13 protein-coding genes are annotated in these 17,351 nt (G+C 75.5%); 7 read left to right on the plus strand and 6 right to left on the minus strand.

What is annotated here, in order from left to right:
- The first annotated feature begins 38 nt into the window (after nt 1-38).
- Nucleotides 39-3,356 (plus strand): ATP-binding protein, encoded by a 3,318-nt coding sequence (locus JE024_RS16870; RefSeq protein WP_205374382.1) that lies wholly within the window; start codon nt 39-41, stop codon nt 3,354-3,356.
- Between the two features lie 184 nt (nt 3,357-3,540).
- Here JE024_RS16870 and JE024_RS16875 read toward each other — a convergent pair whose 3' ends face one another.
- From JE024_RS16875 to JE024_RS16890, 4 genes are all read right to left on the minus strand, one after another.
- A complete protein-coding gene (locus JE024_RS16875) occupies nt 3,541-4,401 on the minus strand; it encodes an ABC transporter permease (RefSeq protein WP_205374383.1) in 861 nt (286 codons plus the stop codon).
- A complete protein-coding gene (locus JE024_RS16880) occupies nt 4,398-5,369 on the minus strand; it encodes an ATP-binding cassette domain-containing protein (protein WP_205374384.1) in 972 nt (323 codons plus the stop codon). Before JE024_RS16880 ends, JE024_RS16875 begins: the two co-directional genes overlap by 4 nt.
- 119 nt (nt 5,370-5,488) lie before the next feature.
- The gene (locus tag JE024_RS16885; protein ID WP_205374385.1) at nt 5,489-6,049 is read right to left on the minus strand and encodes an NADPH-dependent FMN reductase; all 561 of its coding nucleotides are present in this window, start codon (nt 6,047-6,049) and stop codon (nt 5,489-5,491) included.
- Between the two features lie 154 nt (nt 6,050-6,203).
- Nucleotides 6,204-6,617: a hypothetical protein gene (locus tag JE024_RS16890; protein WP_205374386.1), complete on the minus strand. Its 414-nt coding sequence runs from the start codon at nt 6,615-6,617 to the stop codon at nt 6,204-6,206.
- A 353-nt stretch (nt 6,618-6,970) separates the two neighbouring features.
- On the opposite strand from JE024_RS16890, the gene JE024_RS16895 reads away from it, so the two are divergent.
- The 4 genes from JE024_RS16895 (at nt 6,971) to JE024_RS16910 (ending at nt 11,890) form a co-directional block, all read left to right on the plus strand.
- A complete protein-coding gene (locus JE024_RS16895) occupies nt 6,971-7,984 on the plus strand; it encodes an endonuclease/exonuclease/phosphatase family protein (RefSeq protein WP_205376576.1) in 1,014 nt (337 codons plus the stop codon).
- Nucleotides 7,985-8,071: 87 nt separating this feature from the next.
- Nucleotides 8,072-9,025, plus strand: a complete 954-nt coding sequence (locus JE024_RS16900) for an NADP-dependent oxidoreductase (protein WP_205374387.1) — start codon at nt 8,072-8,074, stop codon at nt 9,023-9,025.
- Nucleotides 9,026-9,115: 90 nt separating this feature from the next.
- Nucleotides 9,116-9,361 carry a DUF2630 family protein gene (locus JE024_RS16905; protein WP_205374388.1) on the plus strand — a complete coding sequence of 82 codons (246 nt, stop codon included), beginning with the start codon at nt 9,116-9,118 and terminating at the stop codon, nt 9,359-9,361.
- 546 nt (nt 9,362-9,907) lie between these two features.
- Entirely contained in the window at nt 9,908-11,890 is a 1,983-nt protein-coding gene (locus tag JE024_RS16910; protein WP_205374389.1) for an FUSC family protein, read from the plus strand.
- Nucleotides 11,891-12,089: 199 nt separating this feature from the next.
- On the opposite strand, the gene JE024_RS16915 is transcribed toward JE024_RS16910, so the two are convergent.
- Nucleotides 12,090-12,485, minus strand: coding sequence for an RNA-binding S4 domain-containing protein (locus tag JE024_RS16915; protein WP_205374390.1), 396 nt, complete (start codon nt 12,483-12,485; stop codon nt 12,090-12,092).
- Between the two features lie 219 nt (nt 12,486-12,704).
- Between JE024_RS16915 and JE024_RS16920 the strand changes: the two genes are divergently transcribed.
- Both JE024_RS16920 and JE024_RS16925 read left to right on the plus strand, forming a co-directional pair.
- Nucleotides 12,705-14,180 carry an APC family permease gene (locus JE024_RS16920; RefSeq protein ID WP_205374391.1) on the plus strand — a complete coding sequence of 492 codons (1,476 nt, stop codon included), beginning with the start codon at nt 12,705-12,707 and terminating at the stop codon, nt 14,178-14,180.
- 44 nt (nt 14,181-14,224) lie between these two features.
- Nucleotides 14,225-15,235 carry a hypothetical protein gene (locus JE024_RS16925; protein WP_244882912.1) on the plus strand — a complete coding sequence of 337 codons (1,011 nt, stop codon included), beginning with the start codon at nt 14,225-14,227 and terminating at the stop codon, nt 15,233-15,235.
- 37 nt (nt 15,236-15,272) lie between these two features.
- On the opposite strand, the gene JE024_RS16930 is transcribed toward JE024_RS16925, so the two are convergent.
- The gene (locus JE024_RS16930) at nt 15,273-17,324 is read right to left on the minus strand and encodes a PhoX family protein (protein ID WP_205374392.1); all 2,052 of its coding nucleotides are present in this window, start codon (nt 17,322-17,324) and stop codon (nt 15,273-15,275) included.
- Nucleotides 17,325-17,351: the final 27 nt, after the last annotated feature.

Raw genomic sequence — 17,351 nt, forward strand, 5'->3', positions numbered from 1 at the left:
CCGGGCGGACTGTCGGTGGTGCCGCCTATCGTTTCGGCATGACCCCTGCTCTGATCGGGCGTGACCACCCCGCGGGCGTCCTCCGGGCGGAGATCGGCCGGGCGACGGACAGCCACGGGGGCCTCGTGCTGGTCACCGGCGAAGCCGGTATCGGCAAGACGACCCTGGTCACCGAGGCGGCCGACGAAGCCCGCCGGCGCGGGGCCCTGGTGCTCGGCGGATCCTGCTGGGACTCCGACAGCGCCCCCGGCTACTGGCCCTGGGTGCAGGTGGTGCGGGGGCTGCGCCGCGGCTGCCCGGAAGCCGAGTGGGCACAGGCCGAGAAGGCCGCCGGCGGCCGGCTCGGCGTGCTGCTCGGGGAGGCCCCCGGCGAGCCCGAGGCCGGCGGCGACGCGTTCCCCGTGTACGACGCGGTGACCACCGCCCTGGTCACCGTCTCCCAGCACCGCCCCCTCGTGGTCGTCCTCGACGACCTCCACTGGGCGGATCCGGCGACGCTGCGGCTCCTGGAGTTCGCCGCGCAGCACGCCTGGTTCGAGCGCCTGCTGCTCATCGGCACCTACCGGGACGCGGAGGTCGAGGCCGCCGACCACCCGCTCCAGCCGCTGATCCTCCCCCTCGCGGCCCGGGCCGCCGCCACCGTGACCCTCACCGGCCTGGAGCGCGACGAGGTGGGCGCGCTGATCGCGCTCACCGCCGGCAACGAGCCGGAGCCCTCGCTGGTCGACGAGGTGCACCGGCGCACCGGAGGCAACCCCTTCTTCGTCGAGCAGACGGCACGCATCTGGCACAGCGGCCATCCGGTGACGGCCATCGCCCCCGGGGTGCGCGAGGCGGTCAGACGACGGCTGGCCCTGCTGCCGGATCCGGTCGGCGAGCTGCTGGCCGTCGCGGCCGTGCTGGGCCGCCGCTTCCACCGGAAGGTGCTGGCGGCGACCGCCTCCGCACCCGTGCCGCACGTCGACCGCCTGCTGTCCCGGGCCGTCGCCGCCCGGCTGGTGACACCGCGAACGGGCGGCGTCTTCGCCTTCGCCCACGACCTGGTGCGCGAGACCCTCTACGAGTCGCTGGAGGCGCCCGGCATCCGCCGGCTGCACGCCCGCGCCGTGGAGGTCCTCACCGGCCCGCCCGAACAGGGGGTGCGGGCCCTGCCGGCCGACATCGCCCGCCACGCCCACCTGGCCGGCGACGAGCTCGACCGCGACCTCCGGGTGGACCTGCTGCTCGCCGCCGCCCGGGACGCCTCCGGGCGCCTCGCCGGAGAGGAGGCCACCGGCCACTACCGGCGCGCCCTCGACGCGGCGGCACCCGACCCCCGGCGGGCCGCGCTGATCCACCTGGACCTCGGCGGCCAGCTCGGCCACGACGGCGACGAGCACGGCGCCTGGGCGAGCTTCGACCGTGCCGCCGACCTCGCCGAGGAGGTGGCGGCACCCGAACTGCTCGCCCGGGTCGCCATCACCCTCCACGGCCACGCCGACGTCCCCGGCCGGCGCCAGCTCCGCCGCACCCAGGACATGCTGCGCCGCGCCTACCGCGCTCTGGTCGACCGCGGCAGCGAGGAGCTCGCCGGCCTCTCCTACGAGCAGATCGCCCAGGACCTGGCCGTGCGCTGCACCGCCCTCGCCCGCAGCGAGGGCGACGACGACGCGCTGTCGTTCTCCCTGTGGGCACGCCACGACGCGATCTGGGGCATCGGCACCTCCGCCGAACGGCTCGACCTGACGGACGAGATGGCCGAGGTGGCCCGGCGCACGGACAACCACGAGATGGAGCTCCACGCCTTCGCCATGCGCTGGGTCTCCCTTCTGGAGCTCGGCGACCCCGCCTACCTGGCGCAGATGCGGACGTTCGTGGCCCTGGCCGAGCGGACGGGGACGCGCCGCTTCGAGCTGGCCATGGTGGTCGACCGGTCCCTGATCGCGGCGCTCGGCGGCCGGTTCGAGGAGGCCAGGGCACTGCTGGACAGCGTGATCGACAACCGCGCCGGCCATGTGACCTTCGCCTTCATGACCGCGCACATGGACTGGTCGATGAAGCTGCACTCGGGCCGGCTGGACGAGGCGGCGGCCGCGGTCGCGGCCCTGGAGGAGTCCGGTCACCCCTATCCGCGGCTGCTGGAGGGGATCACCGCCGTGGAGCGGGGGGACGTCGAGCGGGCGCGGCGGCTGACGGCGGAGCTGGAGGCGATGCCGGAGCCGGTGGTGCGGTCGTTCGCCCCGCTGCTGGTCCGGCTGCGGGCGCAGACGGCCGCCGCGGCCCGGGACCTGCCCGCCGTCGCCGAGCTGCGGGTCCTGCTGGAGCCGTACGCGGGGCAGTGGGTCGTCGCCCTCTACGGCTGCGACATCGGCGGCCCCGTCGACCTGTGGCGCGGCATGCTGGACGCGGTCGAGGGCCGCACCGGGGACGCCGTCGCCGCGCTGTCGGCCGCCGCCGCGTCGGCGGACCGGCTCCAGGCGCCGCCCTGGGCGCTGCGGGCCCGGGTGGCCCTCGCCGGGGTGCTGGAGGCGTCGGGTGATCCGGCGGCCCCGTCGCTGCGGGCGCGGGTCGGTCATGAGGCGCGGGAGCTCGGGCTGACGCATCTGCTCACCCCGCCGCCCGGCGCGGAGCCCGCGGCGGGGAGTGTTCCGGGCCAGGCCACGGCTCCGGCGACCGCCGCTCCCCGGGCGCCGGCGGGCGGGGCGGGACCGGCGCCGGTGCCGACGTCGGTCTCGGACTCGGTCTCGGACTCGGTGTCGGACTCGGCCTCGGTCTCGGCCTCGGCCTCGGCCTCGGACTCGGCCTCGGCAGGAGCTGCGGGTGGCACGGGCGGTGGGGAGTTCCGGCGGGACGGGGCCGTGTGGGCGCTGTCGTACGGGGGGCGGGCCGTGCATGTGCCGGACGCCAAGGGGCTTCGTGACCTGCACACCCTGCTGAGGCGTCCGGGGGACGACCTCCCGGCCGTGTCGCTGCTGGCCCCCGAGGGCGGGGCGGAGGTGGTCGCCGCGCGGAGCATGGGCGGCGATCCGGTGCTCGACGAGGAGGCCAAGGCCCGCTACCGGCAGCGGCTGGACCGGCTGGACGAGGAGATCGACCGTGCCGCCGTCCGCGGTGACGCCGCCCGCGCCGCCGAGCACGAGCGCGAACGGGCGGCGCTGCTGGAGCAGTTGCGCTCGGCCGCCGGGCTGGGCGGGCGCACCCGCCGCCTGGGCGACGAGGCGGAGCGCGCCCGGAAGACCGTCACCGCCCGGATCCGGGACACCCTCCGCAGACTCGACGCCCTCCACCCCGAACTCGCCGCCCACCTGCGGGAGTCGGTCACCACCGGCGCCTCCTGCGCCTACCGGCCGCCGCACCCGGTCGGCTGGCGGCTCTGACCGGAGCGGGCAGCTGGCGGCTCTGACGGGAAGGGGCGGCAGGAGCGAATCACCCGGAGCGAGTGACCGGAGCGGGCGACCGGAGCGGGCGACCGGCAACAGCGCACCGGGCCGCCGCCCCGGTGCGCTCGGCACGGGGCGGCGGCTGCCTCTCCTCGCGGGGGTCACCGGCGAGGGCGGTGGCTCACTTGCGGTTGTAGAGCCGCATGGTGACCGTCCCGAAGACGACCATCAGCACGGCCGACCAGCCCAGCGACCAGGCGATGTCCGCGGCCGGCCAGTTCCCCGCCATCAGCTCCCGCACCGCGGTCGCCACATGGGTGACGGGACTGTTGTTCACGAAGGCCTGGAGCCAGCCCGGCATCGTCTCCGGCTTGACGAAGACATTGCTGAGGAAGGTCAGCGGGAAGATGACCATCATGCTGACGCCCATCACCGACTTCTCGGTCCGCAGCATCAGGCCGAACATCGTCCAGATCCAGGAGAAGGAGAAGGCGAAGACCATCAGCAGCACCACACCGAGCAGGATGCCGATGACGCCGCCGTCCGCGCGGTAGCCGATGATCATGCCGACGACCAGCATCACGACGGACGCGATCAGATAGCGCACCACGTCCCCGAGGAGGTAGCCGACCATCGGGGAGGGACGCCAGATCGGCAGCGTCCGGAAGCGGTCGAAGACGCCCTTGGAGATGTCCGTGTTGACCGCGACGCCGGTGTACATCGTGATCATCACGACGCTCATGGTGAGGATGCCCGGCAGCAGGAACTGGATGTAGTCCGAGACGGAACCGGCGATCGCGCCTCCGAAGAGGTACGTGTACATCAGCACCATCATGATGGGGAACGCGGTGACGTCGAAGAGCTGCTCGGGGACGTGCTTGATCTTGAGCATCGCCCGCCAGCCGAACGTCAGCGACGCCGAGAGGGCACTGGGCCGCGGCGGGCGGTCCGTCGAGACCAGCAGGGCCGCGAGGTCCTCGGCCCGGGGTGCTTCCAGCTCGATGTCGCCGAGGTTGTCCTTGGTGGTGGTCGCGGTGCTCATGCCGCCTCCCCCTTCTTGTCGGTCAGGGCGAGGAAGACCTCGTCCAGGCTGGGCTGGCCCAGCGAGAAGTTGTCCACGGTGATGCCGTTGCGGGCGAGCTCGGCGAGCGCGTGGGCCGCCTGCTCGGCCGCGCCCCGGTCGCTGCTGCCGGCGCTGACGCGGGCCGTCATGGCCACCGGGTCGGCGTCCAGCAGCACTTCGGCGCCGAGGGCGGCGGCGAGCACGCGCTCCGCCTCCGGCCGCTGCTCCGCCTCGCGCAGCCGCAGATGGACGGCCCCGGAGCCGACGGACGCCTTCAGCTCGCCCTTGGTGCCCTCCGCGATCACCCTGCCGTGGTCGATCACGGCGATCCGGGAGGCGAGGTGGTCGGCCTCGTCCAGGTACTGGGTCGTCAGCAGGACGGTGGTGCCCTGGGCGACGACGGCCCGCACGATGTCCCAGACCTGGTTGCGGCTGCGGGGGTCGAGGCCGGTGGTGGGCTCGTCGAGGAAGAGCAGGTCGGGGGTGTTGAGGATGGAGGCCGCGATGTCGATGCGCCGCCGCATGCCCCCCGAGTAGTTCTTCACCTGCTTGTCGGCGGCGTCGCGCAGGCCGAACGCCTCCAGCAGCTGGGCCGCGCGCTCCCGCGCCGCCGGCTTGGGGTGTCCGAGCAGCCGGGCGAGGAGGATCAGGTTCTCCAGGCCGGTGAGGTCCTCGTCGACGGAGGCGTACTGGCCGGTGAGGCTGACCCTGCTGCGGACCGCGTCGGCTTCCTTCTGCACGTCCTTGCCGAACACCCGGGCCTCGCCTCCGTCCGGCCGCAGCAGGGTGGCCAGCATCCGGACCGTGGTCGTCTTGCCCGCGCCGTTGGGACCGAGGACGCCGTAGACCGTGCCGGCGGCCACCTTGAGGTCGACGCCGTCCACGGCACGGTTGTCACCGAAGACCTTCACCAGGCCGGAGGTCTCGATTGCCAGATCAGTACTCATCGTCAGTCCTTCGGTTCCTTTTCGTCGTGGAGTGCAGACCGCGCCGGGCGCGGGAAGTCATCGGTCGCGGGGCGGCGGGGGATCCGGCGGGCGGCGGGGGCCCCGGCGGGCGGGGGCCGTCATGAGACGTAGGGGCGCGCCGCGCGGGCGTCGCGCAGGGCCAGGCCCCACCAGCGGAGCTGGTCGAGCATGAGGGCCGCCGCCCCGGAGCGGTCGTCCAGCCCCTCGTCCAGCAGGTTGACGCCGACGCCGTTGCGCAGGGTGACGGTGTGGAGCTCGGTGAAGACCGAGCGGAGCTGCTCCACCGCGTAGAGCCCGCGGGAGCCGTGGCCGTAGCTGACGAAGCCGACCGGCTTGGTGTGCCACTCGTCGTAGGCGTAGTCGATGGCCTGCTTGAGGGAGGCGGGGAAGGAGCGGTTGTACTCCGGGGTCACGACCACGAAGGCGTCGGCGCGGCCGACCTCCGCGACGAAGTCGCGTATCGGCGGGGTGGCGGTGTCCGGGTAGCGGGCGGGGAAGTCGAACTCGGCCAGGTCGACCAGGGAGGGGACCAGACCGGGACGCCCGGTGGCGCACGCCAGGAACCAGCGGCCGATCTCCGCACCGACCCGCCCCTCGCGGGTGCTGCCGATGATCACGGCGACGCGCAGCGGTGACTCGCTTTCCTGCCGCTCGTGCATGGTGCCTCCCTCCCGGGCGTCCGGACCGTCACCCGGGAGGCGCGAGACGGCATCGCGCGGCCGCCAGATCGAGTCCGGCGGCCGCGCGCGGTGGCGGAGGGCGGGGGTGCCCGGTCCCGGCCGGGCTCACTGCCGCGCGTTCATTCCCGCACGCTCATTCCCGCACGTAGAACGCGTAGAACATGGCGAGACCGGTCGCCAGTCCGCATGCCAGTCCGATTCCGGCGGAGCGCAGGACGCTGCCGCCCGCGAGGCTGGTCAGGAACCCGATGGTCGCCCCGGTCAGCGCCCCGTACGACGCCGCCCGCAGTTCGCGCGGCAGACGGTGCTGGATCCGGCCCAGCCCGAAGGCGAGCGCGCCGAGGACGACGGCGCAGAGGATGCCGACGAGCCACTGGGCGCCGTCCGCGATTCCGCCGTCCTGGAAGCGGAGAACGGAAGCGGCCCAGATGCCGGCCGTCACCGCGAGGACGGCGGGCAGCAGGAACCCGAGCGGGCTGTGGTGCTGCCGTTCCGTCGTACCGTGCCGCCGCCGTCGTCCGTGCGGCATCGCTGCTTGAGTGGCCATGGCGCAGAGCTCCTTCCCTCTCGCCCCCGCGCGTCCTCATCCCAGGGCACACCCGTCCGGACCAGCGGGCAACTCCGCACGGAGCGGGCCCGGCCGTCCCGGGCCGCCCGGAATCCGGCGACACGCGCCCGCATCTCGGCGCCCGGGGCGGGTACGGGCGCAACGATCTCGTCGTGACCGGCGTCCTCAGGACCGGGGACAGGGGACAGGGGGACGGGGTCCCGGCCCTCGGGGCCGGCGGCATCGTCCGGACCGCCGAGAACGGGCCGCCGGGCCCCGGCCCGGAATCCGGCGGACCGGTCCCGGCCGGTCCCGGCCGGGACGCCGAGAACGGGACGGGAGCGGAGAGCGGAGTGGACCACCCAGCGACCTGGCAGGCCCCGCCGGCGGCGGCCGCGCCGCCACGGCGGGCACGCGGCCGGGCCCTCGCCTGGCTCGCGGGCCTGCTGCTCGTCCCGCCGACGGCCGTCGTGGCCTGCCGCGCGGCGGACACCGACGGGATCACCCCCGTGATCCAGCTCCTCGCCTTCCTGCCCTGGCTCCTCGCCCCCGCCGGGCTCGCGCTGCTGCTCGCCCTGCTGGGGCGCCGGCCGCTGCCGGCGGCCTGGGCGGTGACCGTGCTCGCGGTCACCGGCTGGTATGCCCGGCCCTACGACAGCGGCCTGGCCGACCGGCCGCCCGGCCCGGTCGTGGCGCGGGTCGACGTCCTCACGTCGAACGTGCAGTACGGCCGGGCGACCGGCGAGCTGATCGAGACCGTGCGCAGGGAGCGGCCCGGGATCGTGTTCGCGCAGGAGTGCCCGAGCGCGTGCGTGGCGGCCCTGGCCAGGGAGCTGCCCCGCGCCGACTACCCGTACCGGATCGCCGCGGGCGGCGCGGGTGCCGCCGGGTCCGCGCTGCTCAGCAGGTACCCGCTGGAACCGGCCGGCTCCCTGGACTCGGCGCTCGCGATGCCCGCCGCGACGGCCGACGTCGAGGGCACCGCGGTGCGCCTTCAGCTCGCGCATCCGCTGCCTCCGGTGCCCTCCGTGATCGGCGACTGGCGACGGGAGCTGGGCGCGCTGGCCGCCTGGGCCGCCGCCCACCGGGAGGGGCCCGCCCTGATCGCGGGCGACTTCAACGCCACGGGCGACCACGCCGCGTTCCGCCGGATCCTCGACCGGGGCCGCCTGCGCGACGCCGCGGCGCTCGCGGGCGCGGGCCGCACCCCGTCCTGGCCCGCGCGGCTGCCCCGTCCGCTGGGCGCGCAGATCGACCATGTGCTGGTCGGCGAGGCGTTCTCGGTGCGCTCCGCGCGCTTCCTCGACCTCCCCGGCACCGACCACCGCGCCCTGCTGGTCTCCCTCGAACTGCACGCCGCGCGCTGACGAACCGCACGACGTGCGGCGGCGGGGCCGCCGGGTCAGAGTGAGGAGGCGAAACGACCGGGGGCGGCCTGTTGGGAGGCATGGCGGATGCGTGCTGTCACGGTCAGCGCCTACGGCGCCGAGCCCGAACTCGTCCAGTTGCCCAAACCCGAGCCCGGCGAGGGCGAGATCGTCGTGAAGGTGGAGTACGCGGCGCTCAACCCGGCCGACTGGCGGGCCGCGGCCGGGGCGGCGGACCCGTCCTCGGCCGAGGCCGCGTTCCCCCTGGTGATCGGCACGGACTTCGCGGGCCGGGTGGACGTCGTCGGCCCCGGCGACAACCGCTTCCGGGTCGGCGACGCCGTCTTCGGCCTGGCCGTCGGGCCGGTGCACGCGGGCAGCTACGCCGAGTACGTGTCGGTGCACCAGGACGGTCCCGTCGCCCTGGTCCCCGGCGGGCTCGCGCTGCGGTCGGCCGCCGCGCTGCCCACCGCGGGGACGGCGGCCGCCCAGGTCCTCGCGATCAGCGGGGTGCGGCCGGGCGGGAGCCTGCTGGTGGTGGGGGCGGCCGGCGGCGTGGGGAGCCGTCTCACCCGGCTCGCCGCGGCGCGGGGCATCGAGGTGATCGCCGTCGTCCGGGGCGACGAGCGGCGGCGGATGGGCGACCTCGGGGCGCGGACCACCGTGGACGCCACCGCCGCCGAGGTGACCGAGGCGGTGCGCGGGGCCCGTCCGGAGGGCGTCGACGGCGTCGCCGACCTGGTCTCGGACACGGCGGACGACTTCGCCCGGCATGCGGCACTCGCCCGTCCCGGTGCCGTCGCCGTCGCCACCCGCCCCGGCGCGTCCCCGGGCGCGCTCCCCGGGGGCGTGGAGGGGGTGGCCTACCGGATGCAACCGTCGGCCGCGCTGCTGGAGGCGCTGGCCACCGCGGCCGCCGAGGGCCTGCTGGAGGTGCCGTTCGACGCCGAACTCCCGCTGGAGAAGGCACCGGACGCGCTCGCCCAGAACCGAGCGGGCGGCGCCCGCGGGAAGACCGTCTTCGCCCTGCGGGGCGTGTGAGCGCGCGAACGGCGGGGGCGGGCAGCCCCGCCGCGCAAGGACCACCGGCCGCCGCCGCGCGGCGGCACCGCCGAGGACCGAGGAGCCGGTATGGACGACGAGCAGATCATCGACGACATCGGCGACCTCGTGGAGGAGGAGCGCGCCCTGCGCGGCGAGGCCCTGGGCCAGGGCGGCCTCGACGCCGCCCAGCAGGCGCGGCTCAAGGAGCTGGAGATCCGTCTCGACCAGTGCTGGGACCTGCTGCGCAGGCGCCGGGCCGCGACCGAGTTCGGCGGCGACCCCGACACGGCCCGGGTGCAGCCCGCCGACGAGGTCGAGGGCTACGAGAGCTGACGGCCGGGTCGAGCGCGCCGCGTGCCGGCGGCCGGGTCCGGACGGCCACGCCGAGCGCGACAGGAGCCCACAGCCCAGTCCGGACGGGCACGCCGAGCGCGACGGGAACCCACAGCCCAGTCCGGACGGGCACGTCGAGCGCGACGCCTGCTGGCGGCCGGGTGCGGACGGGCACGTCGAGCGCGCCGCGTGCCGGCGGCCGGGTCCGGACGGCCACGCCGAGCGCGACAGGAGCCCACAGCCCAGTCCGGACGGCCATGCCAAGCGCTACGCCTGCAGGCGGCGTCCGGACCGGGCCGCCAGGGCGCGTGGGGGCCTCGGGGCTCTCGGCCCCAGGGCCCTCGGGGTGTGCCCGGGGCTTCCGCCCCGCCCCGGGGCCCGGCGTGACGCCCGCGCGGGCGCGACGCCTTACCGGGAGGCTTCGCCCCCGGGACCCCGGGACCCCGGGCCCCCGCACGCCGAGCGCGAGGCGACCGACGGCCCGGCCCGGGCCGCGGCGCGCCGTACGGTTGCGTCGGACGGCCCCGGCGGGGTGGGGTGACGGTCATGACGGAACGTGAGGGCGGCGCGTCCGCCGGCGGCGGACGGCGACCGGGGCTGCTGAGCCCGCCCGCGTGGCTGGTCCACGGGCTGCGCCCGCAGGACGCGCCCGTGCCGTGGGCGGCCGTCGGCCGTGCCTCCGTCGCGCTGGCCGCGCCGCTGGCCGTGGGGATCGCCGCGGGGCAGCCCGCGTACGGCGCGCTGGCCTCCATGGGCGCCCTCTCCGGTGTCATCGGCGACACCGCCGACGCCTACCGGATGCGACTGCTGAACATCGCCGTCCCGCAGGTGTTCGGCGCCGTCGGCGTCACGCTCGGCACGCTGGTGTACGGGCACGGCTGGGTCGCGGTCGGGGTGCTCACCGTCGTCGCGCTGGTCTCCGGGATGATCTCCTCGATCGGGGCGGTCGCCTCGGTGTCCGGGCTGCTGCTCCTGCTGAACGCCGTCGTCGGGGCGGGGCTGCCGATGCCCGAGCCCTGGTGGAAGGCGCCCGCCCTGCTGGCCGTCGGCGGGCTGTTCGTCCTCGCGCTGACCCTGCTCGGCTGGCCGTTCCGCCGCCGGGCCCCGGAGCAGGCGGCCGTCGCCGCCGCGTACCGCGACGTCGCCGACCTGTTCGCGGTCGCCGGCACCCGGGAAGGGGCCGAGTACGACGCCCGGCGGCACGCCGTCACCAGATCGCTGGACACCTCGTACGACGTGATCCTCGCCCGCCGGGCCCGCGACCACGGGCGGCGGGGGCCGATGGTGCGGCTGCTCGCCCAGCTCAACGCGCTGATCCCGCTGGTGGAGTCGGTCGCCGCCGCCCACCGCTACGGGCGGGCGTCGCGGCGGCCCGAGATCGCGGCCGCCGTCCGCTCGCTCGCCGACTCCGTCGCCTCCGGCCGCCGCGACGCGCCCGAGCTGGTGCTGCCCGAGCCGGAGGGCCCCGCCGACCGCGCGGTCGACCGCGCGCTGCGCCACGCCTCGGCGGTGGTCCACGAGCCGGACCTGGAGGCGGGAAGCGCCGACGACCGGCTGGGCAGGCCCGCGGCCCTGCGGGTGCGGCTGCGGCGCACGGCACGCAGCGCGCTGACCTCCGAGCAGTCCTGGCGGTACGGCCTGCGGCTGGCGCTGTGCGTCGGGCTGGCGCAGTCGTTCGTGTCCCTGGTGCCCGTGAGCCGTTCCTACTGGGTCGCGCTCACCGTCACCTTCGTCCTCAAGCCGGACTTCGGCTCCGTCTTCTCGCGGGCCGTGCTGCGGGCGCTCGGCACGGCCGCCGGCCTGCTGCTGGCCGCCGGGGTGCTGGCCGCCGTGCCGCGGGGCTGGGCGGACGTGCCGGTGATGATGCTCCTCGCCGCGCTGATCCCCGCGTTCTCCGCGAAGGGCTTCGTCTTCCAGACGGCCGCGGTCACCCCGGTGATCCTGCTGCTGTCGGACGTGCTGAACCACCAGGGCTTCGACCTGGTGCTGCCGCGGCTGCTGGACAGCCTCATCGGCTGCACCATCGTGCTGGTCGCCGGGTACGCGCTGTGGCCGGAGAGCTGGCACACCCGGATCGGCGACCGCCTGGCCGACGCGGTGGAGGAGACCGCGCGCTATGTGGAGGGCGCGTTCGGGGGCGTCGAGCACGCGGAGCGCGTGCGCCGGAGGCGCCGGCTCTACCGGGATCTGTCGTCGGTGCGCTCGGAGTTCCAGCGCGCGCTGACCGAGCCGCCGCCCACCGGCGCCCGGGCCGCCGCCTGGTGGCCGCTGGTGGTCGCCGTGGAGCGCATCGTCGACGCGACGACCGCCGCCCGGGTGCGCGTGGACCACGGGGCCGCGCCGCCGAGCGCCGAGGAGGTCGCGGACGTCGAACGGCAGGTGTGGGCGCTGGCGGCCGGGCTGCGCTCCAGCGTGGTGCTGGTGGAGGTGCGCGCCGAGCTGAGCGGCGACGAGGAGGGCGTGCTGGAGCCGCTGCGGCAGGAGGTGCGGGCGGCGCGCGCCATCGCGTCGCCCGCGGAGAAGCCGTAGCGCCGCGCGAGGCGTGGCGGCGCGTCTTCCGAGGCGGGGCGGGGCGGGGCGGCCCGGCGCCCGGGGCGAGGCGTGGCGATGCGGCCTCGCGGAGCAGCCCTAGCGGCGCGCCGCCCGCTGAGAGGCGCCGACCCGGGAGGGCGCCGGCGCCCCGGTCCCCGGGAACGGACCCCCGTCCACGGGAACGGCCCCCAGAGCCTCAGTCCCGGGGGCGGGCGCCGTGGAGGCGCTCCAGTTCGCGGCGGTCCCGCTTGGTCGGGCGGCCCGCGCCACGGTCCCGGACGGCCGTCGGGGCGGTGAACTCCCGCGGCGGGGGCGGCGGGCTGTTGTCGACGTACGCCAGGGCGGCGGCCGGGGGGCCGACCCGCTTGCGCAGGATCTGGGCGATGACGACGATCCGCTCGCGCCCCGCGTGGAACACCCGCACCTGGTCGCCGACGCGTACCGGCTGCGCGGGTTTGACCCGCTCGCCGTTGACCCGCACATGACCCGCCCGGCAGGCGGCCGAGGCCTGCGAGCGGGTCTTGGTCAGCCGCGCCGACCAGACCCAGACGTCGACCCGTACCGTCCCCGCGTCCGATGCTTCTCCAGCCATGCCACCGACTCTACGACGCCCGGTGGCAACGCCCCCCGGACCAGGGGCGTCTCCCCGGGGTCGGGCGGCGCCGGACCGTACCCCCACCCCCTCACCGCAGCGCACACGTCCGACTACGATGCGCACCGTCTCCCTCTGCGGAGGCTTCTCCTCCGCAAGCGGGCCTCCCTTCGGCGTGCCCGCACACTCCGCGCGGCACCAGGGCATTCGGAGCTATCCATGCGCAGCAGCTTGGGCAGAGGTCTACGGCCCGGTGTCCTCGGGACGTTCGACACCGTGGTGATGGCCGTCGCCGGGACCGCCCCCGCCTACTCGATCGCGGCGGCCACCGCCGTCCTCGCCGGGGCGGTCGGCGTCGCCGGTCCGGCGGCGCTGCTGTACTGCGTGCTGCCGATGCTGGGCATCGTGATCGCCTTCGGCCGGCTCGGCCGGCTCGACGTCAGCGCCGGTGCCGCGTACGCCTGGGTGGGCCGAACCCTCCATCCCTTCCTCGGCTTTCTGTCCGGCTGGGCGCTGGTGGTCTCCACCACCCTGTTCATGGTGGCCGGTTCACTCCCCGCGGGGGCGATGACGCTGGCGCTGTTCGACCCCGGCCTCGCCGCCGACCGGGTGCTCGCGACGGCCGTCGGCGCGGGCTGGTTCCTGCTGATGCTCCTGGTGGTGCTCGGCGGCATCCGGATGACGGTGCGCGCCCAGCTGCTGCTCTCCGGCGTCGAACTGGCGCTGCTGGCCGGGTTCGTGACGGCCGCGCTGGTCCGGGGCGGCGGCGGGGCCTCCTTCGACTGGTCGTGGTTCGGCTTCGCGCACTTCGACGGGGCGTCCCAGTTCGCCTCGGGCGCGCTGATCGCCACGTTCTGCTTCTGGGGGTGGGACGTCACCAGCAACCTCAGCGAGGAGACGCGGGACGGCCGGCGGACCGCCGGGCTCGCGGCGCTCATCGGGGTCGGCGTCGTCTTCGTGCTCTTCGAGGCGTTCACGATCGCCGTCCACACGACGCTCACCGCCGAGCAGATCCACGCCTCCGGCTCCCAGGTGCTCAGCACCCTCGGCGAGGCCGTATGGCCGGGCACGGGCGGCCAGTTGCTGGTGCTGGCCGTGCTGCTGTCCACGGTCGCCACGCTGGAGACGACGCTCATCCAGGTGACGCGGTCGCTGTTCGCCATGGGCCGGGACCGGACCATGCCCGCCGCGCTGGGCACCGTGCACCGCCGCCGGGGCACACCCTGGGTGGCGGTGGCGGCCGTCGGTACCGTGGCGCTGGTGCTGTTCGCCGCGTCGGCGGTGTTCGGTACGGTCGGGGAGGTGCTCTCCGCGGCGGTCGCGGCGATAGGACTCCAGATCGCGTTCTACTACGGACTCGCGGGCATCGCCGCCGTGGTGGCCTACCGCAGGACCCTGCTCCGCTCGGTGCGCGAGTTCCTGCTCGGGGGCGTCTGGCCGCTGGCGGGCGCGCTGTTCATGCTGTGGATCTTCTTCGAGTCGCTGGGCGGGCTGAGCGGGGCGTCGGTCGCGATCGGGCTCGGCGGGCTGGCCGCCGGGGTCGTGCCGCTGGTCGTGCACCGGCGGCGCGGCAGCACGTACTACCGGCCGGGCCCCCGGCTGGACGCCTCCCGGGCCGCCGGGGCCGACGACGGCGGCCGCCCGGGCGCCGCGCACCCGTACCGCCCCGACAGGACCCTGGCCACCGACTACTGACCCCGACGACGGCCCGCACCACGCGACGCAGGAAGGAGTCCGCCGTGCCCCGTGCTCCCCGTACCCCTCGTCTGCCCCGGCTGCCGCGGCGGCCCCAGCGCCGGCGCCGCTTCGTGCCCGACTTCGATCCCGCCCACGGCGACACCGAGCTGTCCCGCGCCCTGGACGACATCGCCATCGGCCGCTGGCAGGGCATGCGCGAGCTGCTCGGCGGGACCGCCGGCGAGGACCGGGCGCGGCGCACCCACCGGATCAGGGTGCTCGCGCACGCGGCCGCGGGCTCGTCGGCGACCCGGATCTGGCTGGCCGCCGAGCCGGACAGCGGCGACGCCGCCGTGCTCCGGGCCGCCACCGAGGTGGTCCGCGTCTTCCATCTGGCCATCGCCGCCGGTCACGGCACCGCCCCCGACCGGGCGCGGATCGACGCGGCGGCCCGCACCTGCCTGGACGCCGCCCGGAAGCACCCGGACGACCCCATGCCGTGGGTGTCGCTGCTGACGCTGGCCCGGCTGTACGAGGGCGGTGTGCCCCGGCGGGACCTGCGCCGCTGGTGGGACGAGATGCGCCGGCGCGACCCGTACAACGTCGAGGGCCATGTGCAGATGCTGCGCTACCACTCGGCGCGCTGGCACGGCACCCACGGCCGGATGTACGACTTCGCCCGCGACGCCGCGGGGGCGTCGCCGCCCGGATCGCCGCTGCCCGTCCTGGTGCAGATCGCCCGGGCGGAGGAGTACCGCTACATCGCCGACGGGGCGCAGGGCCGAGTGGTGCGCGGCTTCGACCAGCACTGGAAGCACGAACTGGCGGTCACCGAGATCCGGCGCACCTGGGAGCGGTGGATCCTGTGGCGCGCCGACGGGCCGGTGGCGCCGCATCTGATCGCCGAGCTCAACTACCTGGTGCACGCCGCCTGTCACGCGGGGCTGCTCCAGGAGGCGGCCGGTCTGTTCCGCCTCCTGGAGGGCCGCGCCGCGCACCTGCCGTGGGCGTACACGGGGGACGCGGCGGCGCAGTTCACCGCCTGGCGCGCCCGGTTGCTCGGCACGCCGTGAACCGGGGCCCGGCACGCGGGCCCCGGTTCCGCCGGGATCAGACGCCGATGTCGCCGCCGTCCTTGCGGTAGACCGCGACGACCGAGGGACGGACGATCCGGCCCGGCCCGTCCGGCCAGGCGCTCGCGGGCTTCTCGACGGAGGCACCGTCGACCTCGCCCGGGTGCTGGACGGCGACCAGCACGCGCCGCTCCTGGATGACCGGGCCGCAGGTCTCGGCGCCGGTCGGCACGGTCAGGAACTGCTTCAGCTCGCCGCGGCGCTCACCGTGGGTGGCGACGCCGAAGAGGCCGTCGTGCGAGCCCAGCGCGTTGCCGTCGGTGGACAGCCACAGGTTGCCGTGCGGGTCGAAGGCGACGTTGTCCGGGCAGGAGATCGGGCTGACCTTGTCCTTCGGGAAGCCCGCGAAGTACGTGGCGGGGTCGGTCGGGTCGCCCGCGACCAGGAACAGCCGCCAGGCGAACCCGTCGGCGGCCGGGTCGTCCCAGTGCTCGGCCAGCTCCAGCACGTGGCCGTGCTTGTTGGCGTTGCGCGGGTTGGCCTCGTCGGCGCCGGCGTAGCCGGCCTTGCCGCGGTTGCTGTTGTTCGTCAGGGCGACGTACACCCGGCCGCTGCGGGGGCTCGGCTCGACGTCCTCGGGGCGGTCCATCTTGGTGGCGCCGACCTTGTCACCGGCGAGCCGGGTGAAGACGTACACCTCCTCGGCGGTCATCCCGGGGACGTGCGAGACGTTGCCGGTGGCCAGCGGGATCCACACGCCGGAACCGTCGAACTCGCCGTCGTTCGGGAGCTTGCCGGTGCCGTCGATCTCCGCGGCCGGGCTGTCGCCGGTCAGCCGGGCGACGTAGAGGGTGCCCTCGTCGAGCAGCGTGCGGTTGTGGGCGCGGGCGGCGCGGCTGCTCCCCTTCATCATCCGCTTCGAGGAGACGAACTTGTAGAGGTAGTCGAAGCGCTCGTCGTCGCCCATGTAGACGACGGGGCGGCCGTCGTCGGTCAGGCGCGGCTGGGCCGCCTCGTGCTTGAAGCGGCCGAGGGCCGTGCGCTTTGCCGGGGTGAAGTCCGGGTCGAACGGGTCGAGTTCCACGACCCAGCCGTGGCGGTGCGACTCGTTCGGCTCCTGCTGGGCGTCGAAGCGCTTGTCGAACCGCTCCCACTTCCGCTCGGTGGCGCCGGTGCCGAGGCCGTAGCGCTTGTCCGTGGCGCTCGACGCGTTGGCGAAGTACTGGTTGAAGTTCTCCTCGCCGTGCAGCGTGGTGCCCCACGGGGTGGTGCCGCCGGCGCAGTTGTTGAGGGTGCCGAGCACCTTGCGGCCGGTCGGGTCCGCCGAGGTGCGCAGCAGGGCGCCGCCCGCGGCCGGACCGGTCAGCTCGAACTCGCTGGTGGCGGTGAGCCGGCGGTTGAGGGGATGGCGGGTGACGGGGGTGAGCTTGCCGGAACGGTTCTCCTCCTGCACCACCACGACCGAGAGACCGTGGGCGGCCCAGGCGATCTCCACCTGCTCGCGGGTCGGGTTCGCGGGGTCGTAGCCCTTGAACATCAGGACCTCGTCCGTGTACTCGTGGTTCGCCACGAGCACCTGGCGGCCGCGCTCACCGGGCAGCGGGAGCAGGCTGAGGAAGTCGTTGTTGTAGCCGAACTGGCCGGCCTGGGCCTTCGCCGTCTGCTTGTCCGGGTCGAAGGCGGGGGCGCCGCGGAGGATGGGCTCGCCCCAGCGGATCACGACGTTCTGGGCGTAGCCCTCGGGGACCGTCACCTTGTCGTCCCGGTTCGGGGCGACGGGGGCGAACCGCAGGCCGCGGGCGCCGTCGTAGCGCTTGGCCTTGAAGGCCGTCCCGCCGTGCGCCTCGGCGGGGGAGCCGCCCTGGACGACGGCGGCGCCGCCCGCGGTGGCGGCGACGGTCACGACCGCGGCGGCGCGCATCATCGAGCGGCGCGACAGGGCACCGGCGATGACGTCACCGGCGTACTCGTTGTCGCTGGTGTTGGGGACCTCGTGGAAGCAGGCGTCGCCGCAGCGGTAGCGGCAGGTGAGAGCGGACCGTCCGCCGGCGTGCGGGGTGGTGTTCAACAGCGGCAGCAGTTTGCGCACTTCGTCCTCCTTCGGCGCATCCCGCGC

The organism is Streptomyces zhihengii, from assembly GCF_016919245.1.
GTDB classification, from domain to species: Bacteria; Actinomycetota; Actinomycetes; order Streptomycetales; family Streptomycetaceae; genus Streptomyces; species Streptomyces zhihengii.